The organism is Glutamicibacter sp. (assembly GCF_032154645.1).
In the GTDB taxonomy this organism is placed as follows: domain Bacteria; phylum Actinomycetota; class Actinomycetes; order Actinomycetales; family Micrococcaceae; genus Glutamicibacter.
This window is the reverse complement of record NZ_JALDXV010000003.1, coordinates 91,007-116,865: the sequence shown is the minus strand read 5'-3', so window position 1 is coordinate 116,865 and position 25,859 is coordinate 91,007. Positions and strand designations below refer to the sequence as shown.

General features: G+C 58.3%; 21 protein-coding genes. 4 read left to right on the top strand and 17 right to left on the bottom strand.

From position 1 onward, the window contains the following. Window positions 1-6: 6 nt before the first annotated feature. From RUH64_RS04360 to RUH64_RS04350, 3 genes are all read right to left on the bottom strand, one after another. Complete coding sequence (locus RUH64_RS04360; protein WP_313811587.1) at window positions 7-1,362, bottom strand: site-2 protease family protein; 1,356 nt, start codon at window positions 1,360-1,362, stop codon at window positions 7-9. Continuing rightward, the gene (gene dxr, locus RUH64_RS04355) at window positions 1,362-2,573 is read right to left on the bottom strand and encodes a 1-deoxy-D-xylulose-5-phosphate reductoisomerase (protein ID WP_313811585.1); all 1,212 of its coding nucleotides are present in this window, start codon (window positions 2,571-2,573) and stop codon (window positions 1,362-1,364) included. Before dxr ends, RUH64_RS04360 begins: the two co-directional genes overlap by 1 nt. Window positions 2,574-2,636: 63 nt before the next feature. Then, window positions 2,637-3,791, bottom strand: a complete 1,155-nt coding sequence (locus RUH64_RS04350) for an acyl-CoA dehydrogenase family protein (protein ID WP_313811584.1) — start codon at window positions 3,789-3,791, stop codon at window positions 2,637-2,639. 194 nt (window positions 3,792-3,985) lie between these two features. Here RUH64_RS04350 and RUH64_RS04345 point away from each other — a divergent pair, with 194 nt between their 5' ends. Together RUH64_RS04345 and RUH64_RS04340 are read left to right on the top strand one after the other, a co-directional pair. After that, window positions 3,986-4,642: a TetR/AcrR family transcriptional regulator gene (locus RUH64_RS04345; protein WP_313811582.1), complete on the top strand. Its 657-nt coding sequence runs from the start codon at window positions 3,986-3,988 to the stop codon at window positions 4,640-4,642. Between the two features lie 66 nt (window positions 4,643-4,708). Next, entirely contained in the window at window positions 4,709-5,170 is a 462-nt protein-coding gene (locus RUH64_RS04340; RefSeq protein WP_313811580.1) for a GNAT family N-acetyltransferase, read from the top strand. 81 nt (window positions 5,171-5,251) lie between these two features. On the opposite strand, the gene RUH64_RS04335 is transcribed toward RUH64_RS04340, so the two are convergent. From RUH64_RS04335 to pdhA, 12 genes are all read right to left on the bottom strand, one after another. Then, window positions 5,252-5,446, bottom strand: coding sequence for a hypothetical protein (locus tag RUH64_RS04335; protein ID WP_313811578.1), 195 nt, complete (start codon window positions 5,444-5,446; stop codon window positions 5,252-5,254). A gap of 644 nt (window positions 5,447-6,090) precedes the next feature. Then, on the bottom strand, window positions 6,091-7,791 hold the full coding sequence (locus RUH64_RS04330) for an ABC transporter ATP-binding protein (RefSeq protein WP_313811576.1): 1,701 nt from the start codon (window positions 7,789-7,791) through the stop codon (window positions 6,091-6,093). Beyond that, window positions 7,788-8,843: an ABC transporter permease gene (locus RUH64_RS04325; RefSeq protein ID WP_313811572.1), complete on the bottom strand. Its 1,056-nt coding sequence runs from the start codon at window positions 8,841-8,843 to the stop codon at window positions 7,788-7,790. Before RUH64_RS04325 ends, RUH64_RS04330 begins: the two co-directional genes overlap by 4 nt. 17 nt (window positions 8,844-8,860) lie before the next feature. Next, the gene (locus RUH64_RS04320; protein WP_313811570.1) at window positions 8,861-10,378 is read right to left on the bottom strand and encodes an ABC transporter permease; all 1,518 of its coding nucleotides are present in this window, start codon (window positions 10,376-10,378) and stop codon (window positions 8,861-8,863) included. A gap of 138 nt (window positions 10,379-10,516) precedes the next feature. Beyond that, entirely contained in the window at window positions 10,517-12,319 is a 1,803-nt protein-coding gene (locus RUH64_RS04315) for an ABC transporter family substrate-binding protein (RefSeq protein WP_313811569.1), read from the bottom strand. A gap of 442 nt (window positions 12,320-12,761) precedes the next feature. Further along, complete coding sequence (locus RUH64_RS04310; protein WP_313811568.1) at window positions 12,762-14,405, bottom strand: ABC transporter ATP-binding protein; 1,644 nt, start codon at window positions 14,403-14,405, stop codon at window positions 12,762-12,764. Between the two features lie 3 nt (window positions 14,406-14,408). Then, window positions 14,409-15,422, bottom strand: a complete 1,014-nt coding sequence (locus RUH64_RS04305) for an ABC transporter permease (protein ID WP_313811567.1) — start codon at window positions 15,420-15,422, stop codon at window positions 14,409-14,411. Continuing rightward, window positions 15,415-16,341 (bottom strand): ABC transporter permease, encoded by a 927-nt coding sequence (locus tag RUH64_RS04300; protein WP_313811566.1) that lies wholly within the window; start codon window positions 16,339-16,341, stop codon window positions 15,415-15,417. Before RUH64_RS04300 ends, RUH64_RS04305 begins: the two co-directional genes overlap by 8 nt. Before the next feature lie 193 nt (window positions 16,342-16,534). After that, window positions 16,535-18,175, bottom strand: a complete 1,641-nt coding sequence (locus tag RUH64_RS04295; protein ID WP_313811565.1) for an ABC transporter substrate-binding protein — start codon at window positions 18,173-18,175, stop codon at window positions 16,535-16,537. Between the two features lie 198 nt (window positions 18,176-18,373). Further along, window positions 18,374-19,672, bottom strand: a complete 1,299-nt coding sequence (locus RUH64_RS04290) for a dihydrolipoamide acetyltransferase family protein (RefSeq protein ID WP_313811564.1) — start codon at window positions 19,670-19,672, stop codon at window positions 18,374-18,376. Further along, a complete protein-coding gene (locus RUH64_RS04285) occupies window positions 19,672-20,673 on the bottom strand; it encodes an alpha-ketoacid dehydrogenase subunit beta (protein WP_313811563.1) in 1,002 nt (333 codons plus the stop codon). The genes RUH64_RS04290 and RUH64_RS04285 overlap by 1 nt, the downstream gene beginning before the upstream one ends. Beyond that, complete coding sequence (gene pdhA, locus RUH64_RS04280; RefSeq protein ID WP_313811562.1) at window positions 20,674-21,792, bottom strand: pyruvate dehydrogenase (acetyl-transferring) E1 component subunit alpha; 1,119 nt, start codon at window positions 21,790-21,792, stop codon at window positions 20,674-20,676. It abuts the gene before it with no gap. Between the two features lie 151 nt (window positions 21,793-21,943). Here pdhA and RUH64_RS04275 point away from each other — a divergent pair, with 151 nt between their 5' ends. Beyond that, window positions 21,944-22,411, top strand: coding sequence for an Lrp/AsnC ligand binding domain-containing protein (locus RUH64_RS04275; RefSeq protein WP_313811560.1), 468 nt, complete (start codon window positions 21,944-21,946; stop codon window positions 22,409-22,411). A gap of 72 nt (window positions 22,412-22,483) precedes the next feature. On the opposite strand, the gene RUH64_RS04270 is transcribed toward RUH64_RS04275, so the two are convergent. Both RUH64_RS04270 and RUH64_RS04265 read right to left on the bottom strand, forming a co-directional pair. Beyond that, window positions 22,484-24,106 carry a sodium:solute symporter family transporter gene (locus tag RUH64_RS04270; RefSeq protein WP_313811559.1) on the bottom strand — a complete coding sequence of 541 codons (1,623 nt, stop codon included), beginning with the start codon at window positions 24,104-24,106 and terminating at the stop codon, window positions 22,484-22,486. Next, window positions 24,103-24,450: a DUF485 domain-containing protein gene (locus RUH64_RS04265; RefSeq protein ID WP_313811558.1), complete on the bottom strand. Its 348-nt coding sequence runs from the start codon at window positions 24,448-24,450 to the stop codon at window positions 24,103-24,105. The genes RUH64_RS04270 and RUH64_RS04265 overlap by 4 nt, the downstream gene beginning before the upstream one ends. A gap of 210 nt (window positions 24,451-24,660) precedes the next feature. Here RUH64_RS04265 and RUH64_RS04260 point away from each other — a divergent pair, with 210 nt between their 5' ends. After that, a complete protein-coding gene (locus RUH64_RS04260) occupies window positions 24,661-25,842 on the top strand; it encodes a sensor histidine kinase (RefSeq protein ID WP_313811556.1) in 1,182 nt (393 codons plus the stop codon). Window positions 25,843-25,859: the final 17 nt, after the last annotated feature.

The following is a 25,859-nucleotide window of genomic DNA, read 5'->3' as shown; positions in this document are numbered from 1 at the left end:
TTGAGATTAGAACAGTTGAATCGGTTTGAAGATATCGGCATATATTAAGAGCCCGCCCATCAGCAGCATACCGACCACCACCACGTAGGTCAGGGGAAGCATCTTGATGGTATCTACCGGTTTGACGTTCTTAATGCCCATCATCTTGGCAACAGTACGTTTGATCCCCTCATACAAGGCTCCGGCGACGTGCCCGCCGTCCAGCGGAAGCAGCGGAATCAGGTTGAAGGCGAAGAGTGCAAGGTTCAACCCGCCAGCCAGGGACAGCAAGGTGGCGAACTTGTCGCTGACCGAGATGGAGTCCTGTGCAGTAATTTCTCCGGCAATACGTCCTACGCCGACAATTGACACGGGCCCGTTCGGGTCGCGTTCTTCATTGCCGAATGCCGCCTGGGCGACATCAACCATGCGCTGGGGCAGATGGATGATCACGTTGCCGATGGTTGCCAGCTGATCACCGATGACTACAGGGACTTCGCTCAACGGCAGGGGAATATTCGCCACTGTCGAGCTCATGCCGACGAAACCGACCTTTGTCATGACGTAGTCGCCATTTTCATCCTTGATCGCGTTGCCGTTTTCATCCATGGCAGGACGATCCGTGAGATACGGTGTCAGCGTTGTACTGTGGCTGACCCCGTTGCGGGTGTAGTCAAGTGAAATCGGCTGTCCCGGGTTGTCCCTGATGACATCGGTCAGTTCGGTCCACTCCCCCTGGGCGACGGGCGTTCCGTTGACTGCGGTGATGGTGTCTCCGGGCAGCAGCCCCGCCTTATATGCCGGTGCTTCCGGGTCCTTGTCGGTGCACTCGGTCTGGGTCGTGTTCTGCGCCGACGTGATGCACTGGTAAACCTCAGACACGGTGGTCGTCGTGGTTGGAACGCCAAAGGTGGTGAGCACCACACCAATCAGTACAAAACCTGTGATCAGGTTCATGAACGGACCGCCAAGCATGATGATGATTCGCTTGTAGATCGGCAGCTGATAAAACATTCGGCCGTCGTCTTCCGGACGAATGTTTTCATTCGCCTGCGAGCGCGCATCGTCTACCATCTGTCCGAAGACGCGCTGGAAGAGGTTTGGCTTTTTCTTCGGCGCTTGCGGGTCTTCCTCGGCGTGCGGGCGCGGCGGATACATTCCCACCATGGAGATGTAGCCGCCCAACGGCAGCATTTTGATGCCGTACTGCGTCTCACCGCGTTTAAAGGAAAACAGGGTTTTGCCAAAGCCGATCATGTACTGCGGCACGCGCAGTCCAAAGAGTTTTGCCGGCACCAGGTGTCCCACCTCGTGCAGGGCGATGGACAGGCCGATGGCGATAACCATGAAGAGGATGCCGCCGATAAATAATAGGGTGCTCATTAGCTCACGCCCAGAATCTTCGCTGCGTGGGCTCTGGCCCACTTATCGGTTTCAAGTACAACTTCTACGCAGAGTTCTGCGTTGACCGGCGTGTAAGCGTCCAAGACTCGTTCGATGATTTCAACAATGTCGGTGAATTTGATAAGTCCTGCGTGGAACGCATCCACAGCAACTTCGTTCGCGGCGTTGTACACCGCCATGTGCGTGCCGGAGGAGGCTGCCGCCTGCTTAGCGATCTTCACTGCAGTGAAAACCTGCTCGTCAAGAGGTTCAAAGGTCCACGTTGCAGCCGTGGAGAAGTCGCAAGCCTGCGCCGCCCCGGCAACGCGATGCGGCCAATTCATTCCCAGAGCAATTGGCAGACGCATATCAGGTGGCGATGCTTGAGCGATCACCGAGCCGTCGATGAACTCCACCATCGAATGGACGATCGACTGCCGATGCACGACGGGCTGGATCTTTTCCAATGGAACGTCGAAGAGCAGGTGGGCTTCGATGACTTCCAGTGCCTTGTTGACCATAGTTGCGGAGTTGGTCGTGATGACTTTGCCCATATCCCAGGTAGGGTGTGCCAGCGCTTGCTGAGGGGTAACTTCACGCAGCTGCTCATAGCTGTACCCAAAGAACGGCCCGCCGGAAGCTGTGACAATGAGTCGCGCTACTTCCTCGGGGGAGCCTGAGCGCAACGCCTGAGCCAGCGCCGAGTGTTCGGAGTCGACCGGAGTAATCTGTCCTGGAGCGGCGAACTGCTTAACCACCTGTCCGCCAATAATTAGCGATTCCTTGTTCGCCAGCGCCAGCAGATGACCTGCCTTCAAGGCCGCAATGGTCGGCTCCAACCCGATCGCGCCGGTGATGCCATTGAGCACCACGTCCGATTCGGTGTAGGCTGCCACCTCTGTTGCCGCGCCGGCTCCGGCATAGAGTACGGGCTCATACCCGGTCACTGAAGCATCCTCGGCCGCTAGCTTAATCGCCGCCGCAAGCTGATCGGTGGATTCAACCGCACTGCCGACAACGGCAGGGCGGTACTTCACCGCCTGCCGAGCCAACAGTTCTAGGTTGTAGCCGCCGCTGATCGCTGCAACGCTGAATTTTTCGGGTACTCCATCAACGACGTCTAGGCCTTGCGTTCCGATAGAACCTGTCGAGCCGATAAGCGTTACACGGCGCGGTTCTCTCGTGGGAATAGAGAAATCTTGGGTGCTCACCCCACCATTATGGTGGTACTAACTGTGAGCACCCAAAGTGCTCTCCGCTATTTCGGCCAGCTTCTAGAGTCCTAGGCTCCTTGCGATCAGCAGTTGCTGGACCTGCGTGGTGCCTTCACCGATTTCCAGAATCTTGGAATCTCGATAGTGCCGGCCAACCAACGATTCGTTCATAAATCCGTATCCTCCGAAGACCTGCGTGGCGTCCCTGGCATTGTCCATGGCCGCTTCGCTGGCGATTAGTTTTGCGTGCGCCGCCTCAACCTTGAAGTCCTTCCCGGCAAGCATTTTGGCGGCTGCCGCATAGTAGGCCAATCGCGCCGAGTGCACCCTGGTGGCCATTCTCGCGAGCATGAAGGAAATGCCTTGGTTCTTGCCGATCGGCGTTCCGAATGTGGTTCTGGTCTTTGCATAGGCAACCGCTTCGTCGAGGCAGCCTTGCGCCGCTCCGGTAGCCAATGCCGCGATGGCAATGCGCCCCTCGTCGAGAATCTTAAGAAAGTAGGAATAGCCTCTTCCGCGTTCGCCAAGCAGGTTCTCTTCGGGTACGCGAGCCGAGTCAAAATGCAGCGGATGGGTGTCACTGGCCCGCCATCCGACCTTGTCGTAGGCAGGCGCCACGGTGAAGCCGTCGGTGCCCGAAGGAACAATAATCGTTGATATCTCCTTGGCACCGGTTGCTTCGTCGATACCGGTTTGGGCCGCGACAGTGACCAGTGAAGTGATATCGGTACCGGAGTTGGTAATGAACTCCTTGGCCCCGTCGACCACCCATTGGCCGCCCTCCAGCTTGGCTCGGGTGTGTGTTGCGGAGGCATCGGATCCTGCTCCGGGCTCGGTTAATCCGAAGCCCGCAAGTTTTTGTCCGGCGGCAAGTTCTGGCAGCCACTTTTCCTTTTGCTCGGCGCTGCCGAAACGGTAGATCGGCATGGCGCCCAGGGACACACCTGCTTCGAGGGTGATGGCTACAGACTGATCGACCTTGCCCAATTCTTCAAGAGCCAAGGCCAGGTGGAAGTAGTCACCACCGGAACCTCCGTATTCTTCGGAAATGGGAAGGCCAAACAGCCCCAGCTCCCCCATCTGCTTCACAATATCGTACGGAAATGACTTATTTGCATCATTAGCCGCGCTCTGTGGAGCGACGACCTGCTGGGCAAATTCACGGACAAGGTTCACCAGGTCTTGGTATTGCTCGTCGAGTTCTAGATCAAGCATTGGCTGCTGCCTCCATCAAGTTCTCCGATCCCTGCCCGCGCGGTTTGCGGGCGGTGGATGACGGACGTTGGTCGGGATGAGGCCTCTACTACTTGGAAGCTCACATCAGGGCGAGTATGGTTAATATCTATTAACTGGTTGCCACAGCGTCCAAGCATCCACCATATTTTTGACACTAGTGGCAGGCATCACAGTTGTCCATAGTCGGGCTTGGTATTCGTAAGGAGATAATGCCGTTGGCTAGGTACCAATCACTCAACGAACCAACAGACCGCGAACGCGCCAAGGCCGAGCGTCGGGACGCATTGTTGCGTGAAGCAACCCGTCTCTTTGCACAGCACGGATATGCGGGAGTTTCCCTCGAAGATCTGGGGGCCGCATGCGGTATTTCCGGCCCGGCTGTCTACCGTCATTTCGCCGGCAAGCAAGCGGTGCTCATCGCCCTTCTCGTTGATATGTCTAAGGACATCTACGCCGGTGGACAAAAGGCGGCAGAGCTCGGTGGTGAGCCTATTGAGGTACTCTCAAGGCTGGTTGACTTCCATACCGATTTTTCACTCTCCCGGCCGGACATCTTGCAGGTTCAGGATCGCGATTTGAAGTCACTGCCCAAGTCCGAACTCGCATTAGTTCGTAAACTTCAGAATGCCTATATCTCCTTGTGGACCGATCAGCTGGCGAAGTTGCACCCCGATGACTCCGCACAATCCCAGCGGTTCCGGGCGCATGCAGTATTCGGCCTGCTGAACTCTACTGCGCATTCTGCCCACAATCCACGAACTAAAAAATCAGGTTTGAAGCCGTTGCTGTCAAATATGGCGCTTGCCGCTTTGACTTCACCGGTAGTCTAGTTTTAAGCCCTTGAGCAAGAGGTATGCCAACCGGCATCCTTCCCACACGATTGAAAGGCCTTTGCCGTGCAGCTACGTGAAGTCCGCGCTTCCGACTTGGACGCATTCTTCGCTCATCAGCAAGAACCCGAGGCGAATCTTATGGCCGCCTACCAGGCGCGCAACCCCTCGGATCGTGCGGTGTTCGATCACCACTGGAATCAGATCCTCAACGACCCAACTGTTTTGGTACGCACCATCGAACATGACGGTGACGTAGCTGGTTCGATTCTTGTTTTCGATGGCGATGAGCCTGAGATTAATTTCTGGACCTCCACCAAGTTCTGGGGCAAGGGCATCACCACCAGTGCAGTAGATGCATTCCTTCAGGAATACACCAAGCGCCCACTGACCGCTCATGTGGTCCAAGACAACCTTGGTTCCATCAAGGTTCTTGAACGCCGCGGCTTCAAGATCATCGGCACCGAGCAGATTTTCTCCAACGCCCGCGCTGCGGTCGTAACCGAGAACGTGATGAAGCTGGACTAGTAAGTTCAGCAGTCAACGTCAATGAGCAGATCCAACTTTCGGGACTGCTCATTGTCATTTAATCTGTGAAAGTTCATCGGCCTACTGCCGAGGGCCGTAATAGCCCTGACTGCGGTCCATGTCTTCACGAGTCTGACGTAGTTCTCTAGCAGCTTGTGGATCGACATCCTGAATGTCGTCTGCCGTACTATCAAGCCTCCGAAACACGCCAAGCATCAGGCTCAGTACACTCATCACAACGACCACGGCAATGACTATGGAAATAGCGATAATCATGATTTCAGCCCCTTCAATTGCGCTAATTTCTTGTTAGGCGTCGCGACAGATCCAGCCATCAGGTAGCGCTGCCCCAACTAGCAGCCCGGCTCTCCGCTTCGGAACTGAGATTCGCATCCTGATGAGAATAGTGATCGGCTCTTCTCTGGAGTTGTGACACGCCAGCAGTAGCAGTAGCGCCCGACAGTCTCATTCCAAGCGATCTCGTGCCGCACCCTGCGAATCTATTGAGTTATTCAGCGCATTCATGCGCCGCCACAGTTCGCAGTATTCTCTGTGCGTTACTAATAACGGCACCAGCGGTGTCCGGAAACGGGTGCGAAAAGAATCTTTCGTCCTCGGGGTAAATATGTCGACACAGGGCAGCAGCAGTGAGCAAGAAATGGGCGCGGTTAGGGGAAACACTGACCGGTGAATGCAAAGACTCCTCGATTCCCTCATGAATGTTATGAAGTTGCCGAGTAAACGTCTGAATCAAGGTCACGTCCACCGCTCCGTCGGCTGGTTGTTCATCTGAATCGCCATTGCCGCCTCTCTGGTAAATGATCCATCGCTGCCTCAGTCCACGGTAGGCACAAGTGCCGTTAATAAACGAGGGCCAGTCCAAAGAATCTCTTCGGACCGACCCTCTCTGTAGCTCTTGTCTACTTATTCTTATTCGCGTTCAGTACCCTCCACGCTTCGCGGCGCACAGCCTGCTCATGCGGGTCTGGAACCGGAGCGGCTGCCAACAGGCGACGGGTGTAGTCATGCTGCGGCGAATGCAGAACGGTTTTCACTGCCCCCTGTTCCACCGCCTTGCCCGACTGCATCACCACGACGTGATCTGCCAACATGTCAACCACCGCAAGATCGTGGCTGACAAACAGGCAGGCAAAGTTGAAGTCTCGCTGCAGGTCCTGCAGCATCTCCAGCACCACTGCCTGGACCGACACGTCCAACGCACTGGTCGGTTCGTCTGCGATCAGCAGTTCCGGGCTCAGGGTCAAGGCGCGGGCGATGCACACACGCTGACGTTGGCCGCCGGAGAGCTCATGCGGGTAACGGTTAATGACGTTGCGAGGCAGCTTCACCGCATCCAGCAGTTCCTCGGCCCGCTTGATCCGCGAAGCCTTGGTGCCTTCCTTATGCACCACCATTGGCTCGGTGATGCACTCGCCAATGGGGAATCGAGGATTCAGCGAGGCGGCGGGGTCCTGGAAGATCACGCCGATCTTGCGGCGTACCGCGCGAGCCTCGCGAGGCGAGAGCTTAGGCAGGTTCTGCCCCTTGACCTCCAAGGATCCACCGGCCACGGGAAGCAGACCGATCACTGCCTTGGCAATGGTCGACTTGCCGGAGCCCGACTCGCCCACGATGCCGATGACTTCTCCCTTGGCAACATCAAAGCTCACGCCCTCGACGGCGCGGAATTTGGTGCCGCGCATATCGTATTCAAGCACCAGGTCCTTGGCCTCGAGGACCAGTTCACGTCCCTTGGCTGCGATCTCATCCGCATGTTTGGTGATCTCATCGATGTGTACCGGCGAAAGCTTCGGCACGGCCGACAGCAGGCGCTGGGTGTATTCATGCTGCGGGTTCAGCAGCACCTGGTCCACCGAACCGGTTTCGACCAGATTGCCCTGGAACATCACGGCAACCTGATCGGCCATATCAGCCACCACGCCCATGTTGTGGGTGATGAGCAGGATGCCGGTATTCAACCGGTCCTTCAGCTCGCGCAGCAGGTCGAGGATTTCGGCCTGCACGGTCACGTCGAGCGCGGTGGTCGGCTCATCGGCAATGATGACCTTAGGGTCGCAGGAGATCGCCATGGCAATCACGATGCGCTGGCGCTGGCCGCCGGAGAACTGGTGTGGATACTGCTTGATGCGTTTGGCTGGATCCGGGATGCCCACCAGTGTCAGCAGTTCGACGGCGCGGTCGACGGCTGCCTTACCGTAGGCGATGCCGTGCAGTTCAAGCGCCTCGGTCAGCTGGCGCTCGATGCTCAACACCGGGTTTAGCGCAGTCATCGGCTCCTGGAAGACCATCGCGATGTCGGTGGCGCGCATCTTGCGCATCTTGCCTTGGTCCAGGCCGACCACATTGATGTTGCCGACCTTGGCCTCGCCGGTCACGTTGGCGTTGGAAGGCAACAGGCCCATGGCCGCGGTGGAAGTGACAGACTTGCCGGAGCCCGACTCGCCAACCAATGCGACCACTTCCCCCGGGCGCACGGCCAGGGACAGGCCCTTGACGGCGTGGACTTCAGGACCCGAGGTTTCGAAGGTGACCTGAAGGTTATCGAAGCTCAGTGCGTATTCGCCGGCTGAGTTGTCAGAGACTGGTGCTGCGTGGCTCATGGCTTCTCCTTGCGGGTTGGCATGGCAAACAGGCCCGCACGGCGGCGGCGCTTGCCGGTCTGGCGTGGGTCGAAGGCATCTCGCAGTCCGTCGCCCAGGAAATTCACCGACAGTGCGATGACGACGATGATCATGCCCGGCCACCAGAACAGCCATGGGCGGGTGACGAAGGCGTTCTGGTACTGGCTGATCAACAGACCCAGCGAGGATTCCGGCGGCTGAACGCCGAAGCCCAGGAATGAGAGGGACGACTCCAGCAGGATCGCGCCCGCAATGGCGAAGGTCGCGTTGACCACGATCACGCCGATAGTGTTTGGCAGCAGGTGCTTGAAGATCACCCGCGAGGTCTTCGAACCCATGGCTTGGGCGGCCGAAACGTATTCACGCTCGCGCAGCGAAAGGATTTCGGCGCGAACCAGTCGGGCAAGACCCGTCCAGGTCACCAGGCCCAGCACCACCGCCAGGGCGATGATCGAGTTGGATGAACGTCCTGCCATCTGACCGAGGACTGCGGCAAGTACCAGCAGTGGGATCACGATGAACAGATCGGTGATGCGCATGAGAACTTCGTCGACCCAGCCGCGGAAGTAGCCTGCCACTGCACCGATGACTGCACCGAGGAAAGTTCCCACCAGGCCGACAACCAGGCCGATGATGATCGACTTCTGGGTTCCGTTCATGACCAGGGCAAAGTAGTCCTTGCCCACCGAGTCCTGACCGAAGGGGTGCTCACCGAAGTGGATACCGGAACCGCCCAGCCATGTTGGCAATAGAGACATCGTCGGTTTGCCACCGTTGACCACCGAGCCAGCGTCGAGGTAGCTCTGGTTCCACCATCCTGGGATTGGTCCGAAACCGATGGAGCTGAATGCAAGCACGGTGATGAACACCAAGATGACAGCTGAGATCATTGCAGGTTTGTGCCGCAGGAAGCGTTCGAAGACAATCTTCGATTGACTCTTAGACTGCTCGGTCGTCGCAGCAAGTTTCGCGTCTTCGACCTCGGCAATAGACGTCAGGTTCTCTGGCGTCTCTTCATTTATGTTACTCATCGAGTGTCCTTATTTCCCTAGACCCGGATCCGCGGATCGAGCAGTGCGTAGACGATATCTGCCAGCAGGTTGAAGAGCACAGCTGCGGTGCCGGTAACCAAGAAGAATGCCATCACCGGTGCTGGGTCCACGGCATGAAGTCCGGTGTTGAACATGTCACCCATGCCCTTCCACCCGAACACCGTCTCGGTCACGACTGCGCCGCCGATCAAACCGGCGAAGTCGAAGGCGGCGATCGTGGTGATCGGAATCAAAGCATTGCGGAATGCGTGACGGAAGATCACCGTGCGTTCGCTCAAACCTTTGGAGCGTGCGGTGCGGATGTAATCCTGCTGCTGCACCTCAAGCATCGACGAGCGGGTATAGCGGGAATAGCTGGCCAGGGAAATAATCGCCAAGACAATCGTTGGCAGCAGCAGTTGGGTGGCGTTGTCTAGGAAGGTGTCCCAGTAGCTGCCGCCGAGGTTTGCCGTGGATGAGCCGATCGTTCCAATAGGTCGACCCTTCAGGTCCAAGAATCCTGGCCATGCACGGAAGATGTGATCCAATACGGTCAGTCCTCCGCCGACAAAACCTACCAGTGCTGAAATGCTGGCAGCTGTCTTGGACAATCGACCGCCCATGAATTTGCCGATCAGTGCGGGGATTGCGACTGCCAAAATGCCGCCGATGATCAGCAGCCAGGTGCTTGGGGTTTCAAGCATCCAGAAGGTCGCGTAATACATGCCCAGAACCAAGACCACGGTAATCAGTGCCGGGTAGAGAACCCGCTTTTCTTTCAGTCCCACGGTCATTGCGGTGGCGGAAAGCGCCAACAGCAGGGTTAGGACCACGATGACTGCCGGACCCATTTGCGGGTAGCGGTAGAAGTTCAGCCACAGGCTGTACTGCAACAACAAGGGCACGAACACTGCGGTGATTAGGAACGTCAGTCCTCGGCGCTTGAGCGATCCGGCCAAGAGCATCTGCAAGATGAGACCGGCGACTATGCCGATGACAATAGTTGTACCTATGGATATTTCTGGATCTTCCAGCCAGTTGTTGTACCCGATGGCCATGTATTCCTTGAGCAGCACCGCCGCCCAAAAGACTGGAAGTGAGAAGAAGAGGAAGGTTAGGAACGTGACGATGTAGTCCAGGCCCGAGTACTGGCGGACTGCCGTGAGCACACCGATGGAAATTCCCAGGATTGCTGCGATGACCGTCGCAAGCAGCACCAGCCGCAGGGTTGATGATGCCGCGTTGGCAAGAATATCGCCGACGTCCACGCCGTTGATGTTCTTGCCCAAGTCACAGGAACCGACGAAGCATCTACCGACACCGCCGAGCCAGGTGAGGTAGCGCAGGTACCAAGGCTGGTCGAGGTTCATGTAGTCGATGCGCTGCTGCATCAGATACTCGCGATTCTTGGCGTTACTTTCGCGTAAGTCCCCGAGCGGATCTCCGGAGTTAATAACCAAGATATAGAGCAACAGTGATGCGGCAAATAGCACGCCGACTGCTGACCCCAGTCTCTTGAGAATGTACTTGAACACGGTCTAAAGTCCTCTTTCTTCTCACCTATTCGCGCATGCGCCACCCGGTGATGATGGCGGACACACCACGGGGCCCGATGGTGATCGGGCCCCGTGGGCGCTCACAGTTGATGTTTGCGGTTAGTTTGCCCGTTGGGCTTACTCAGCGCGAACCCACTGTTCGGCGTTCCAGACGATGCCGCTCTGAGTAGCAGTCTGACGGATATTCTGAATATCTGCGTTCGAGGCACTCAGTCCTGGGTGGGCGAAGACTGGGATGCCGAACAGGTCGTCCCACAGCAGCTTCTCGATCTTCTTGGTCTGCTCCAAGTGGACCGCTGGGTCCAGCGAGGTCGCGAGGGTCTCCCAGGCCTTGTCGACCTCTGGGTTGGAGTACTTGCCGTAGTTCTGCGGCTTGCCGGTGGCGTAGATGTTCTGTCCGGAAGTGATCTGTCCCGAGCCTGCCCAAGCGAACAGTGCTACTTCGTAGTCGCCGCGTTCCTGGGTGCCGCCCGGTGCGAAGAACTTCGGATCGCCTGCATCGGTGATCTTGAAGCCTGCCTTGTCGCAGGAGGACTTGATGGCTGCAACTTCGTTGGTGCGACGCTCATTTGGTGCCGAGTAGCCGATGCGCACCTCGGTGCCCACTGCGTCCGCTTCTTCTAGCAGCTTCTTGGCTCCGTCGACGTCAACATTGTCGTAGCGTCCGTCGTAGGCTGCAGTCTTAACTTCCTCGTAGTCCTTCTGGAATGGGAAGACTTCGCGCAGGTTCATGACCACGGCCTCTGGGTTCAGCGGCTTGATCAGATTATCTACGATTTCCTGACGAGGAACGCACATGGCAAATGCCTCGCGCAGCTTCTTGTCCGTCATGGCGTTGCCCTTGCGGAAGTTGAAGTCCAGGTGCTCCCAGGTCAGGGTATCGCCCTGCTGGATATTGACCGAGCTACCCAGGCCCTGCAACTGAGCCAAAGTGTCGACCGTTGGCTGTGGACTGATGACGTCAAGGTCCTTGTTCTGCAATGCCTGAACCATGCCGGTGTCTGCAAGGAAGCGGAAGTTAAGGTTCTTGGTCGCAGGCTTGGTGCCGTAGTAATTTTCGTTGGCGGTCAGCGTGACCGACTCGCCGGCCTTCCACGACTCAAGCTTGTATGGACCGGAGACTGGAATGTCCTCCTCTGCCGGCAGGGTGCCTGGCTTGGTGGTCCAGCCTTCATTCCAGAACTTTGCGGCCTTCTCCAGCTTCTTGGCATCGCCATCACGGACTGCCTGCACGAATTCCTCGGTGCTCAGTCCGCCCTTCTTGGCAACGACGTGAGCAGGCTGCAGCATCCAGCTCTGGATGGCCCAGTCTGGATCAGGGTTCTTGAAGGTGACGGTGAATTCCTTGCCATCTGCTGCACCTTCTGGCCCCTTAGGCACGGTGTCGCCCAGATCGGTGGAAACCGATGAGAACAGCGGCTTGTCCTTGGAACCGGTGTTCAGGTTCAGGTTCTGCACCGCCCAAGCGAGTACGGCGTCAGCGGTAGTAATTGGGGTGCCATCGGACCACTTTGCATTCTCTGCGATGGTGTACTTGATGGTCAGCGGATCATCACTGATCTTCTCGTAGGAACCGAGGTCTTCGTTCGGGTAGATCTCGCCGTCGGTGCCCGAGTAGTTGAAGGCGGCGAACATACGGTCGTCGATGGCCGAGTTGTAGGTGGAGTATGACTGCGGAGTAAATCCGTTGTAGCTGATGAATTCAGGAGCACCAACGGTGACCTTGATGGTGTCATCCTTGGTGGTTACGTCGCCCAGATCTGCCAGGCCGGAGTTGGTGACTTCCGCTCCCCCGGTGCCCGACCCTTCGCTCTTGCTGGCTTCCGAGCTGGCGTCGCCGCCACCTGGAGCACAAGCCGACAGGGCCAAAGCCATAGCCGCACCTACAGCGACTGCTTTCGAAACGCGCTGAAACCGCATTTCGCCTCCTTGAATTCTTTGATTGATACGAGTTCTGATCCATCGGATTCAGTGTGGATCAAGTCACACTCCCGACCCAATGAGCAATAGACTAACCGGAATTTGCGGACTTGGATATAGCAAAGACTCGTTTCAGATCACGAATCAACACAGACCAGGACCGCCCCCCATAACCCCTTGGTTACTACTCGGTCACAGAGATCCAGCTCACATCCGCAAGATTTCAAGGATTTCTTTCAGATTGGGAAAATCCAATCAGAAACGCTTTTATCGAAGTGATTCCCCAAAAATTCGTTTATAACGTTTTTGCAACATTTGCTTCATGTCACAAAAACGTAAAACAAGTAGTGAATATCTACTTCGATCTGCGTCATAAAGCGACAAAAAAGGGCACCGTTTCCTCTCGGAAACGATGCCCTTTTTTGAATAACGTTCATTTGAACTAAATCAGGCTTGCACCTGGGATCGCGTGCAACAGGTTGCGCGTGTAGTCGCTCTTCGGCGAGTCGAAGATATCGTCAACAGAGCCCTGTTCAACGATCTTGCCTCGCTCCATCACACACACATCGTCGGCAATCTGGCGGACCACCGCAAGGTCGTGGGTGATGAACAGGTACGTCAGACCCATTTCGCGCTGCAATTCGTCAAGCAGCTCCAAGACCTGCGCCTGAACCAGAACGTCGAGCGCCGAGACAGCCTCATCGCAGACGATCATTTCAGGCTGCAAGGCCAGGGCTCGCGCAATGGCGATGCGCTGACGCTGGCCGCCGGAAAGTTCGTTCGGGAAGCGGTGCATTGTTGCTGCAGGCATGGACACCTGGTCCAGCAGCTCCTTGACCTTCTTCTGCCGCGACGCCGAATTGCCGATGCCGTGAATTCGCAGCGGCTCTTCAATGGTGCGGTAGATCGAGTACATCGGATCCAGCGAACCATAGGGATCCTGGAAGATCGGCTGTACACGACGACGGTACTTGAACAGCTTCTTCTCGCTGAGGTTGCCGATCTGTTCTCCGTCGAAGGTGATCTCGCCGCTGGTTGAATCCAGCAGGTTCAGCACCATCTGGGCGATGGTCGACTTGCCCGAACCAGATTCGCCCACCACTGCGGTGGTAGTTCCCTTAGGAATCTCGAAGGAAACATTGTCCACCGCGGTGAACTTCTCCTTCTTGCCGAAGCCCTTGCGAATGTCGAAGACCTTGGTCAGGTTGCTGACCTTCAACAGCGGCTCTGCCTTGGCGGCTGCCACCTCGTCCACGGCGGCTTCATGCTTGTCGCCGCGCTGGGCTGACAGCGAAGGTGCCGAGTTGATCAGGCGCTGCGTGTAAGGGTGCTTAGGGTTGCGCAGAATGTCCAGTGCAGGGCCGTATTCCACGACGCGGCCCTTGTACATCACGACAACCTTCTCGGCGCGTTCGGCTGCAAGTCCCAGGTCGTGGGTAATCAGCAGCACCGCGGTGCCGAGCTCGGTGGTCATGTTGTCCAGGTGGTCCAGGATCTGCTGCTGCACGGTCACGTCCAACGCACTGGTTGGCTCATCGGCGATCAACAGACGCGGGCGGCAGGCAAGGCCAATGGCGATCAGCGCACGCTGTCGCATACCGCCGGAAAACTCGTGTGGGTACTGGCCCGCACGGGTTTCCGGGTTGGGCAGACCAGCATCAGCGAGCACCTGGGCGACGCGCTTCTTGGGGTTGTCCCCCGCCAAGCCGTTGGCCTTCAGGGTTTCCTTGACCTGGAAGCCGATCTTCCACACCGGGTTCAGGTTCGACATCGGGTCCTGTGGGACCATGCCGATGTGATTGCCGCGCAGCTCGACGAATCGCTTTTCGCTGGCGTGGGCAATGTCCTCGCCGTCGAAGAGGATCTGGCCAGCGGAGACCTTGCCGTTTCCTGCCAGCAGGCCAATGGCCGCCAGCGCGGAGGTTGACTTGCCGGAGCCCGACTCACCCACGATGGCCACGGTTTCGCCTGGCATCACGGTGAAGTTGGCATCGCGGACAGCGTGGACCGGTCCATCAGGAGTGGAGAAGGTAATCGCCAAGTCCTTGATTTCAAGCAACGGCTTTGGAGTTGCATTCTCAGTCATAGCTTAGGCTCCCTTCCGGGCCTTTGGATCCAGTGCGTCTCGCACTGCATCGCCGAGCATGATGAAGCTCAGAACCGTTACGGATAGGAACAGTGCAGGCCACATCAGCATCATCGGGTTGTTGCGCAGCTGAGTCTGGGCCGAAGCAATATCATTGCCCCAGCTCATGATGTCCGGCGGAAGTCCGACGCCCAGGAATGACAGCGTCGCCTCGGCCACGATGTACACGCCAAGGTTCACGGTGGCGACAACGATGATTGGAGCCAGCGAGTTCGGAATGACGTGGCGCACCAGCGACTTGAACTTGGACAGACCCAGCGAACGCGAAGCCTTCACGAAGTCGGCATTGCGCGCTTCGATGACTGCGCCGCGGGTAATACGCGCCAGCTGCGGCCAACCAAAGATCGCCAGTGTGATGATCACTGTCCACACGCTCTTGTTATCGCGGAATGCAGGCAGCTGCATCACGATGATTGCGCCCAGGATCATTGGCAGTGCGAAGAAGATGTCACCCAAACGGGCAAGTACCGTATCGATCCAGCCGCCGTAGAAGCCTGCCAGTGCACCCATCGCTCCGCCGAGGATGATCACGGCGATGGTGGTCATGACACCGACCATCAGTGATGCGCGCGTACCGTAGATCACGCGTGAGTAGATGTCGCAACCCTGCAGGTTGAAGCCCATGATGTGTCCGGGGCTGCTTGGCTCGTTGGAGTTTTCCAACTGGCAGTAGGTGGGGTCCTGCGAGGTGAACCACTGTGGGAAGACTGCAACGATCACGACGGCAACAATGAGGATTGCCGAGATGATGAACAACGGGCGCTTGCGCAGCGAACGCCAGGCCTCGGCCCACATGGACAGCGGCTTGCCGCCCTCCTTCACGGAGTCGACAGCCTGCAGCGGGGTCTCGTCCAGTGGAGCGACGTAGTGCTCAATCTTGTACTTGGAGACCTTGCCGGCTCGGTGGTTGCTGATCGGCAGACCAGCCTCAGGATTATTATTTTGGTTCTCAGGCATAACGGATCCTTGGGTCAAGCAGTGCGTACAGCATATCCACGATCAGGTTGGCAATCACGAAGACGATCACCAGCACACCGACGATGGCTACGACGGTCGGCGTTTCGCCCTTGAGGATCGCTCGGTAGAGCAGGTTGCCAACACCCGGGACGTTGAAGATGCCTTCGGTGACAATCGCGCCGCCCATGAGCGAGCCGAGGTCTGCACCAAGGAAGGTAACGACCGGAATCAGCGAGTTGCGCAGGATGTGCACGGTGACGACGCGTCGGCGCGTCAGGCCCTTTGCGGTAGCAGTGCGTACATAGTCGGCGGTCTTGTTTTCGATCACCGAGGTACGGGTCAAACGGATGACATATGCAAGAGAAACCAGACCAAGTACCAGCGCCGGCAGGATCAGTTCGCTCCAGGTGGCGTCTCCCGACACCGTCGGCTTGGCCCACTGCAGCTTCACACCAATCACGAACTGCAGCACGAAGCCCAGAACGAAGGTTGGAACTGCGATGACGACCAGCGAGGCAATCAGCACGGTGGAGTCGAACAGCTTGCCCTTGCGCATACCGGCAATCACGCCAAAGAGGATGCCGAAGATGCCTTCAATCAGCAATGCCTCGATCGCTAGTCGTGCGGTCACAGGGAAGGCGCGAGCCAATAGGTCGCTGACTTCCTGGCCGGAGAACGACATGCCCAGATCGAAGGTCAACAAGTTCTGCAGATACAGTCCGTACTGCACCCAGAAGGGCTTGTCTAGGTTGTACTGTGCGGTCAGCGCTTCGCGGGTGGCGTCGCTCATCGGCTTGCCACCGGACAGTGCGGCGATAGGATCGCCAGGGGTAGCGAAGACCAGGAAGTACACGAGCAGCGTGGCACCGATGAATACCGGAATCAGCTGCGCGATTCGCTTGAGGGTAAAACTTAACATGCTTGCATCTCACCTCGAGACACCAGAGGGCACTTGGCCATTATTTTCCTCTTTCCGTCAGAGGTTTTCTGACGATATTTTTTGCGAGGCAGGACAGACACGCCAAAGGGAGACCCGCATCTTGTTGGGCCTCCCTTGACGTGTTATTCAGCCAGATTCGGCCTTGATTAGGCCGAATGCCGAAGGAAGAGACTTACTTTCCGGTGATTTCGTTGTACAGCGGAACACCGTTCCAGCCGAACTCGACGTTGGAAACGTTGTTGCTCCAACCACCCTGAACAGCCTGGTACCACAGTGGAATCGCTGGCAGGTCCTTGAACAGGATCTCCTGCGACTCGTTGAAGATCTTTGCACCCTGTGCAGGATCGGTTGCCTTCAAGCCTTCGGTGAGCTTGGCATCGAATTCCTTGCTGGAGTACAGACCATCGTTGGAACCTGCACCGGTGCCGAACAGTGGGCCCAGGAAGTTGTACAGCGATGGGTAGTCGGCCTGCCAGCCGGTGCGGAAGCCGCCGGTCATCTTGTGGCTGGTGACCTTGTCGCGCAGTTCCTTGAAGGAGCTGAAAGGCTGAGCCACGGCGTTGATGCCGAGGTTGTTCTTCAGCTGGTTGACAACTGCCTCAACGTATTCCTTGTTGCCGGCGCCGTCGACGTTGTAGCCGATGGTGAATTCAGCACCCGAATCCCACTTGGAGATGTCGTCTGCCTGTGCCCACAGCTTCTTTGCCTCATCGGCGTTGAAGTCAAGAACGTCCGAGCCTGGGATGTCCTTGTTGTAGCCTTCGAGAACTGGTGCGGTGAAGTCGTCAGCCTTGACCTTGCCGCCGTTGTACACCTTGTCGATGATCAGCTGGCGGTCGATTGCACGCGAGATCGCTGCACGACGCAGGTTGCCTTCTTCACCCTGCTTGAAGTGATCCAAGTAGCCAGGGATGGTGATGGTTGCGTTGCCGGCGTATGGCGAGTTAACCGAACGGTCGCCCAGGTCGGACTGGTACGAAGCCAGCTGGCTTGGCGGAATCTGGTCCAGAACATCCAGGGTGTCGGACATGACGTCCTGGTATGCGGAATCGGTGGACTGGTAAACCTTGAAGTCGATGCCGCCGTTCTTAGCGGTACGAGGACCCTGGTACTTGTCGTTGACATCCAGCTTCAGGTTGACGTCGTGGTTCCACTCGGTCAGCTTGTATGGGCCGTTGCCGATTGGCTTCTGGCCGAAGGCCTTTGGATCCTTGAATGCTGCTTCAGGAAGCGGCATGAAGGCGGTGTAGCCAAGACGCAGCGGGAAGTCGGACTCCGGCTGAGACAGTTCCACGGTGAAGGTGGTGTCGTCCACAACCTTCAGGCCTTCCATCTTGTCTTCCTTCGACTTTGGTGCGTTGACCTTGTCGTAGCCCTTGATGGACTCGAAGAAGTAGGAGTTCAGCTGTGCGTTCTTGTCGTCAGCACCGAAGTTCCATGCGTCCACGAAGGAAGCAGCGGTAACCGGCGTGCCATCAGAGAAGGTCTGACCCGACTTGATCTTGATGGTGTAGTTCTGGGAGTCCTTGGTCTCGATGGACTCAGCCAGTTCATTCTGGCTGGTGCCATCAGCTTTGTAGCTGACAAGGCCGGTGAAGATGAGGTCCATGACGCGACCGCCACCAACTTCGTTGGTGTTGGCCGGCAACAGGCCGTTCTGCGGTTCGGTGGTGTTTGCGGTGACAACGTACGATGCGTTGCCGCCCTCGGTGCCGCCATCGGACGATTCGGACGAGCCGCCGCCACAGGCCGACAGGGTCAATGCCAAGGCGCCGGTCAAAGCCATTGCCTTTGATGCGTGCGAGTATCGCATCCTTTTTCTCCTCAACAGTTCGTTGCTGCTTCCGCATTTCGCGTCAGCCGTGCCTCTTAGCGTGAGCCATAGCACTTAGTGAATGAGATTACATCAAATATTGCGAAACAACCAATGAATATTAATGAAGCTTACGCTTGAGATCCACTACTTCATTCAAGTTGTTTATTTGGAAACTTGTCAAGAGCTTTAAGCTGCTCAAACAAAAAAGTTCATCATCCCCGGATCCTCAAGCACAGCACCAATTCCAGCCAAGAATTCACTTGCTTCCTTGCCATCGACGACTCGGTGGTCGAAGGATAGTGCAAGGGTGCAGGTATTGCGCAGCGCCAGCTCTCCCCGGTATTCCCAAGGACGCGGTTTGACTTGACCTAAAGCCAAGATTCCAGTCTGCCCTGGGGGCAGAATAGGTGTTCCGGCATCTACGCCAAACACCCCGACGTTAGTAATTGAGAAAGTCCCACCACTGAGTTGGGCCGGTGTCAAGTCGCCTGCACGTCCATGGGCGACCAACTGGTTCAATTCTGCGGCAAGTGGTTCTAATGACTTATTCTGTGCCTCTTTGACCACAGGGACAAGTAGTCCCCGCTCACTGGCCACTGCCATGCCAAGATTCACAGCACCAAACTGAATAATTTCGTCGTTTGCTTCATCCCAACGGGAATTCAGCGCAGGGTATTTCAGCAGCAGCCGTGATACCAACAGCGCGCTGAGCGAGGTGAAGTTGACCTTCGTCTCCCGGAACTCCTTGCGTGCACGTAATTTGTCGATAAGCTCCAAAGAACCGGTGACATCCACCGTCAAGAATTCGGTGGCATGCGGAGCGGTGAAGGCCGACTGCACCATTGCCTTGGCCGTGGCACGGCGCATGGCGCTGATTTTGATCCTTCGATCCTGGCCGTTGGACGCCATGGGCTCCTGCACCGCTGGGGCGGCCGACCGCTGAGCCTGCACCTCCAACAGCGCTTCAACATCACGGCGCAGCACCAGACCGTCGGGTCCCGTACCTGCCACGGAGGAAAGGTCGATCCCGTGATCGCGCGCAAGCTTGCGCACCGGCGGGGTGCTGCGTGCGACGTCGCTTCGAACCTGCACCGGGGCGCCTGATTCCTGCACCGCGGGCGAGGCTGCCGCAACGGCTCGCCCGCGGCGAGTGGGGCGCTTGCCGGACGCCGCAGGGGCCCCGTAGCCCACCAGCGTAGGGGTTCGCTCTTGCTTGACCTCAGGTGCATCCGTCCCCGGCCCATTTGAAGACGCATCGTCGTCAAATGTCACCAGGGCCGCTCCAACGGGAACCACCTGCCCCTCGTCGGCATGCAGCTTCTGCACGATGCCCGCAAATGGCGAGGGCAATTCCACCACTGCCTTGGCGGTTTCAACTTCGGCAATGATCTGGTTCAGTGCGACATGCTCGCCGACCTTGATCTTCCAGTTGAGCACCTCGGACTCCGTCAGGCCTTCGCCCAGATCCGGAAGGTTAAAAGTTTGGGCGGTCATCACTTGGCAGCTCCTTCGGTTGCCTCGTGGTGGCGCATCACGGTGTCTACCGCGTGCATCACCCGATCCAGGTCAGGTAGGTGGTGGCTTTCAAGCCGGGAGGGCGGGTAAGGAACGTCGAAACCGGACACCCGCAATGGTGCGTGCTCCAGATAGTCGAAGCAGGATTCGGTGATCTGTGCGCAGATTTCCGCCCCCAGGCCGCTGGTGCGGCTTGCCTCATGGACTACCACGAGCTTTCCGGTATGTTTCACCGATGCGGCCACCGTGTCGATATCCAGTGGATCAAGGCTGCGCAGGTCGATGACCTCAAGGCTGATGCCTTCATCCTCCGCAGCCTGCGCCGCTTCAAGCAGCGTGTAGGTGGTCGGACCGTAGCCCACAACGGTGACGTCTTCGCCCTCGCGCACAATCTGAGCCTTGGGCGAGCCGTCACCCTGCGGGGTCGACAGATCGATCTCCGCCTTCTCGTGATAGCGGCGTTTGGGTTCAAAGAAGATCACCGGGTCATCGCAGTCGATGGCCTGGCGCAGCATGGTGTAGGCGTCCTGCACGCTGGAAGGAGCAAAAACCCTCAGACCGGCGGTATGCGCAAAATACGCTTCCGGGGATTCTGAATGATGCTCCGGGGAACCGATGCCTCCGCCATAGGGAATGCGGACGGTGACAGGCATCTTCACGCGCCCGCGCGAACGGTAGTGCAGTTTGGCCAGCTGCGAAACCAGCTGGTCGAAGGCAGGATAGGTGAACCCGTCGAATTGGATTTCCACCACCGGGCGGTAGCCGCGATAGGCCAGGCCGATGGCGCTGCCGACGATGCCGGACTCGGCCAGGGGCGTATCGACGACGCGGTGTTCGCCAAACTCCCCCTTCAGCCCATCGGTGACGCGGAAGACGCCACCGAGCGTGCCGATGTCCTCACCGAGCAGGATGACTTTCTCGTCTTCGCTCAGCGCATCCCGCAGCGACTGGTTCAACGCCTTAAGCATTGTTGTTGCCATTTAGCGCCCATCCCCTTCGAAACCTGCCAGATAGTTCATGTACTCATCACGTGCGCGGCGGCTGGGCTCATGGGCCTCGGCGTACACATTGTCAAACAGCTGATCCACCTGTGGATCGGGCATTGCGGTGATGGCCGCACGCAGCTGGGCCGCAAGTTCATCCGCGGCGTTCTGGGCACGCTGCTCATAGGACTGGACGTCGGCGCCGATCACATGCAGGTATTTAATCAGGCGGTCGATGGGGTCCTTGGCCTTCCACTGCTCAAGCTCCGCGGCCTTGCGGTAGCGAGTGGGGTCGTCGGCCGTGGTGTGGGAACCCATACGGTAGGTGACGGCTTCGATGAACGTGGGCCCCATGCCGTTGCGGCAGTGGGACAGCGCCGCCTGCGTCGCGGCATAGACGGCCAACACGTCGTTGCCGTCGACCCGCCAGGTTTTCAGGCCGAAGCCGTGGGCGCGGTCTGCGATCTGGGTGCGGCTTTGCAGGGTCACCGGTTCGGAGATGGCCCACTGGTTGTTCTGGCAGAAGAACAAGACCGGTGCCTGATAACTTGCGGCGAAGACCATCGCCTCATTGACATCCCCCTGACTGGTGGCGCCGTCACCAAAGTAGGCGATGGCAGCCTCATTGCCGCCGTCGAATTTGATGCCCATGCCATAGCCTGCCGCATGCAGGGCCTGGGAGCCGATGACGATCTGCTGGCAGGCAATATTTACCTCATGGGGGTCCCAGCCGCTGGCTTGAGCCCCACGCCAGACGCTGAGCAGGTCCTCCGCCTTAACTCCCCTGGCCCAGGCAACGCCGTGCTCGCGATAGGAGGGGAAGATGAAATCCGTATCCCGGGCGGCACGCACGGATCCGATCTGCGCGGCCTCCTGCCCTAGGAGTGGCGCCCAAAGGCCCAACTGCCCCTGGCGCTGCAGCGCCGTGGCCTCGGTATCCATGCGGCGCAGGACGACCATGTCCCGCAGGAAATCAGCAAGGTCCGATTCGGTCAGCTTGGCGACATAATGGTCAAGTTCTGCATCAGGAACTCGTTCCCCGGCGACGTTTAACAGCTGTTGTGTGGGTATGTTTTCGGCTGCAAGGTCAACATGCTTGGTGGACACGATCAGCATCCTTACTTTTGCGTTGTCGGTGTAGCGATATGGATTCTCACATCGCCGTTAATGTGATGCTACTCACGCAACGCAGAATGCACAATGGCTTACAAACAATTGGTGCAAAAGGCCCTGTTGCCACCCTGATTTCGGTGATAACGTGCACATTATGCAGCTCTTGGACCAAACAGATCGCCGAATTCTGCTGGCGCTTTCCACCGCGGCGAAGAAGACCGGATCCGCAATTGCCACCACGCTCTCACTTGGGCGCAATACTGTGCAGACGCGGATGACCAGGCTGGAGAACGAGGTGCTTGAGTCCATCGACCGCCGGGTGCCCCCGGCGGCCCTTGGCTACGGCTTGTTGTCCTTCGTCGAGCTGCATGTTGACCAGCGGCATCTTGAAGACATCGCCGCGCAGCTGCGGCTGATCCCCGAGGTGCTGGAGGCCCACGGGTTGACCGGCAGCGCCGATATTCTGGTGCGCGTCGCGGCCAAGGACGCCCAGGAACTCTTCCGGGTCCATGGGCAGCTGCTGCACATTCGGGGAGTCAACCGCGCAGACTCCGCCCTGTCCATGGCTGAGCTGGTCCCCTATCGCACCACCAGCCTGCTGGCGCACTCGCTGCAGCCCTGACTCGCAAAATTCGGGAACCAACAACAGTTGATTCCCGAATTTTGAAAGGTGCTGATTTAGTGATGTGGCAGGTTAGTGGTCAACCGCTTTTTCGGCACCCACACCGGTCAGCGAACGGACTTCCATCTCGGCCGCCTTCACCGGATCCTCGGTTCCCGGATCGGTGATCGAACCAATCCAGCCAAGCAGGAATGCCAGCGGAATGGAGATCAGGCCCGGGTTGGCCAGTGGGAAGATCGCGATGTCAATGCTTGGAATCATCGAGGTTTCCGATCCGGAGAACACCGGGGAGAAGATGATCAGCACGATGGCTGAAATCAGGCCGCCATACATCGACCAGACTGCGCCGCGGGTCTTGAAGCCCTTCCAGAACAGCGAGTACAGGATGGTCGGCAGATTGGCCGAGGCCGCAACCGCGAAGGCCAAGGCCACCAGGAATGCGACGTTCTGCCCCTGGGCGCCGATGCCGCCGGCGATGGCAAACAATCCGATGACGACCACCGTGCGCCGGGCTACCTTCATCTCCTTTTCGGGGTTGGACTTGCCCTTGGAGATCACCGATGCATAGATATCGTGGGCGAAGGATGCCGCGGCGGTAATGGTCAAGCCTGCGACCACCGCAAGGATGGTAGCGAATGCGACCGCGGAGATCAGACCCAGCAGGACGGTGCCGCCCAGTTCATAGGCCAGCAGCGGTGCCGCGGAATTCACTCCTCCCGGGGCCGCTTCGATCTTCTCCGGACCGATCAGTGCACCGGCGCCGAAGCCGAGCACCAGCGTGAACAGGTAGAAGGCACCGATCAGCCAGATGGCCCAGACCACCGACTTGCGGGCTTCCTTGGCGGTGGGCACCGTGTAGAAGCGCATCAGCACGTGCGGCAGGCCCGCGGTACCGAGCACCAGCGCTAGGGCCAAGGAGATGAAGTCAAGCTTGGAAACTTCGGACTTGCCGTACTTCTGCCCCGGGTTCAGGATCTCTGGATTGCCGGCCACCTCGGCGGCCTTGCCCAACAGCTCGGAGAAGTTGAAGTTGAACAGTGCAAGGGTCCAGATGGTCATGACCAGCACGCCGCTGATCAGCAGCACCGCCTTGATGATCTGCACCCAGGTGGTGCCCTTCATGCCGCCAACGAGCACATACAGGATCATCAGTGCACCGACAATGACGATGACCAGTGACTGGCCCGCCTTCGAATCGATGCCCAGTAGCAGTGAAACCAGGGCGCCGGCGCCGGCCATCTGGGCCAGCAGGTAGAACACGCAGACCGCCAGGGTTGAGACGGCCGCGGCGATGCGCACCGGGCGCTGCTTGAGTCGGAAGGAAAGCACATCCGCCATGGTGAACTTGCCGGTATTGCGCAGCAGTTCCGCAACCAGCAGCAGTGCCACCAGCCAGGCCACCAGGAAGCCGATGGAGTACAGGAAGCCGTCGTAGCCGTTGATCGCAATGGCCCCGACAATGCCCAGGAATGAGGCGGCCGACAGGTAGTCGCCGGCGATGGCTGTACCGTTCTGGGTTCCCGAGAAGGAACGTCCGCCGGCATAGTAGTCGGCGGCCGTCTTGTTGTTTTTGCTGGCTCGCAGCACGATCACCAGGGTAACGCCGACGAACGCCACAAAAATGGCGATGTTGACCAGCGGGTTGCCGACGGTGGTCTTTTCCGCGGCTGCTGCAAGGATGCTGAGGTGGTTCACTGCTGACCCTCCTGATGTTCTAGGCGCTCACGAATCTTCGTGGCCTTGGGATCAAGCTTGTTATTGGAGAACCGCACATACAGGGCGGTAATGGTGAAGGTCGACACGAACTGCAGCAGTCCGAGGATGATGCCCATGTTGATGTTGCCGAAGACCTTGATCGACATGAAGTCGTGGAAGTAGTCGGCCAAGAGTACATAGGCGAAATACCAGACCAGGAAGAAGACCGCCATGGGGAACACGAAGCTGCGGTGGGTGCGGCGCAGATCCTGGAATTCCTCGGATTGGCTCTCCGCCACAAAGTCGATTTCACTCCCGACTTCGTTGTGGGGGTTGGCACTCATGATGCCCTCCTTGTGCGAGTAATGAACATGAATTTTTGATGTGACCGGCGGCACACCATTTATGTGACTAAGTTCACTATTGGCGATCAAGGAGCGTCCCACTAGTACTTTGACGTGGCCATTGGGTCAGCGGAGCGAATCCTGCGCTCAACGGCACACCGCCAAACGACAAGCGGTCCCACCAGCGGTGAAGATCGTAAGATTGGCTGTATGTCCCCCGCGCTGCAGATCACGCTCATCGCCACCATCGTGGCCGTCGGCATTGCCGCCATTGGGTACTTCGGATTCAAAATCTCCCGGTCGACCAAGGAGATGGGCACCGACGCCGACGAGGCGACCTTCACCACGCTGCACCACATGTCTATTGCAGTCCCGCATCTTGAACAGGGCCTGACCCGTGAAGGCGCTGCCAAGAGCGCGAAGGCGCTGCGCCGGCTGCTGAACTGCCCGGTTCTGCTGATCACCGACACCAGGAGCATCCTGGCCACGGATTCCGGGATCGAATTCACCGCGGCGCTGGAAGAAGAAGCCGGCAAGGCCTACTCGACGGCCTTAGGCACCGGAAAAACCCAGGTCAACCGTTCTTCGGGTCAAGACTTCGTGGCGGCTCCGATTATGGTCGGAGATCAGGCGGTCGGCACCGTTACCGCGCTCACGCCGCGGGCGGGGGCCGGATTTGTCCGCGCAGTTTCAGAGGTGGCGGTCTTCGTCTCCGCCCAGGTGTCCACCGCGCAGCTCGATGAGAACAAGGCGATGCTACTCGAGGCCCAAATGCGGGCCCTGCGCGCACAGATTTCTCCACACTTCATCTACAACTCGCTGAACGCCATCGCTTCATTCATCAACACCGACCCCGCCCGCGCCCGCGAGCTGGTCATCGAATTCGCCGACTTCACCCGCTACTCCTTCCGCCGCCGCGGAGAATTCACCACCCTGGCCGAAGAACTTGAAGCCATCGACCGCTACCTGCTGCTGGAAAAAGCCCGTTTTGGCGAACGGATCAAGGTATCGCTGCGCATCGCCCCGGAGGTGCTGCCCACCCAGATACCGTTCCTCTCGCTGCAGCCGCTGGTGGAAAACGCCGTACGCCACGGGCTCGAAGCCCGCGAAGACGGCGGCGTCATCTCCATCACCGCCACCGAGGACGGCCTGTATGCGGTGATCGGTGTGGAAGACGACGGGGTGGGCATGGACCCCGAGCAGCTGGCCAGCGTGCTGGCAGGCACCACAGCCAACATGCATGTGGGGCTGCGCAATGTGGACGTGCGCCTGCGCCAGCTGTACGGCAACGCCAACGGGTTGATCATCGACACCGCCCCGGGCGCCGGAACCCAAATCACCATGCGCATCCCGAAATTCAGGCCCCGGCGCCCTGCAAGCATCGAGGACTGAGCGGGCGCTGTACGGTG

Bases quoted from the DNA above. Each gene is read 5' to 3' on its own strand.
- RUH64_RS04265 (WP_313811558.1), bottom strand. From the start codon at position 24,450: ATGAGTGCCAACCCCCACAACGAAGTCGGGAGTGAAATCGACTTTGTG.
- RUH64_RS04325 (WP_313811572.1), bottom strand. From the start codon at position 8,843: ATGAGTAACATAAATGAAGAGACGCCAGAGAACCTGACGTCTATTGCC.
- RUH64_RS04350 (WP_313811584.1), bottom strand. From the start codon at position 3,791: ATGCTTGATCTAGAACTCGACGAGCAATACCAAGACCTGGTGAACCTT.
- RUH64_RS04300 (WP_313811566.1), bottom strand. From the start codon at position 16,341: ATGTTAAGTTTTACCCTCAAGCGAATCGCGCAGCTGATTCCGGTATTC.
- pdhA (WP_313811562.1), bottom strand. From the start codon at position 21,792: ATGCTGATCGTGTCCACCAAGCATGTTGACCTTGCAGCCGAAAACATA.
- RUH64_RS04285 (WP_313811563.1), bottom strand. From the start codon at position 20,673: ATGGCAACAACAATGCTTAAGGCGTTGAACCAGTCGCTGCGGGATGCG.
- RUH64_RS04315 (WP_313811569.1), bottom strand. From the start codon at position 12,319: ATGCGGTTTCAGCGCGTTTCGAAAGCAGTCGCTGTAGGTGCGGCTATG.
- RUH64_RS04330 (WP_313811576.1), bottom strand. From the start codon at position 7,791: ATGAGCCACGCAGCACCAGTCTCTGACAACTCAGCCGGCGAATACGCA.
- RUH64_RS04260 (WP_313811556.1), top strand. From the start codon at position 24,661: ATGTCCCCCGCGCTGCAGATCACGCTCATCGCCACCATCGTGGCCGTC.
- RUH64_RS04335 (WP_313811578.1), bottom strand. From the start codon at position 5,446: ATGATTATCGCTATTTCCATAGTCATTGCCGTGGTCGTTGTGATGAGT.
- RUH64_RS04295 (WP_313811565.1), bottom strand. From the start codon at position 18,175: ATGCGATACTCGCACGCATCAAAGGCAATGGCTTTGACCGGCGCCTTG.
- RUH64_RS04290 (WP_313811564.1), bottom strand. From the start codon at position 19,672: ATGACCGCCCAAACTTTTAACCTTCCGGATCTGGGCGAAGGCCTGACG.
- RUH64_RS04305 (WP_313811567.1), bottom strand. From the start codon at position 15,422: ATGCCTGAGAACCAAAATAATAATCCTGAGGCTGGTCTGCCGATCAGC.
- RUH64_RS04360 (WP_313811587.1), bottom strand. From the start codon at position 1,362: ATGAGCACCCTATTATTTATCGGCGGCATCCTCTTCATGGTTATCGCC.
- RUH64_RS04275 (WP_313811560.1), top strand. From the start codon at position 21,944: ATGCAGCTCTTGGACCAAACAGATCGCCGAATTCTGCTGGCGCTTTCC.
- RUH64_RS04310 (WP_313811568.1), bottom strand. From the start codon at position 14,405: ATGACTGAGAATGCAACTCCAAAGCCGTTGCTTGAAATCAAGGACTTG.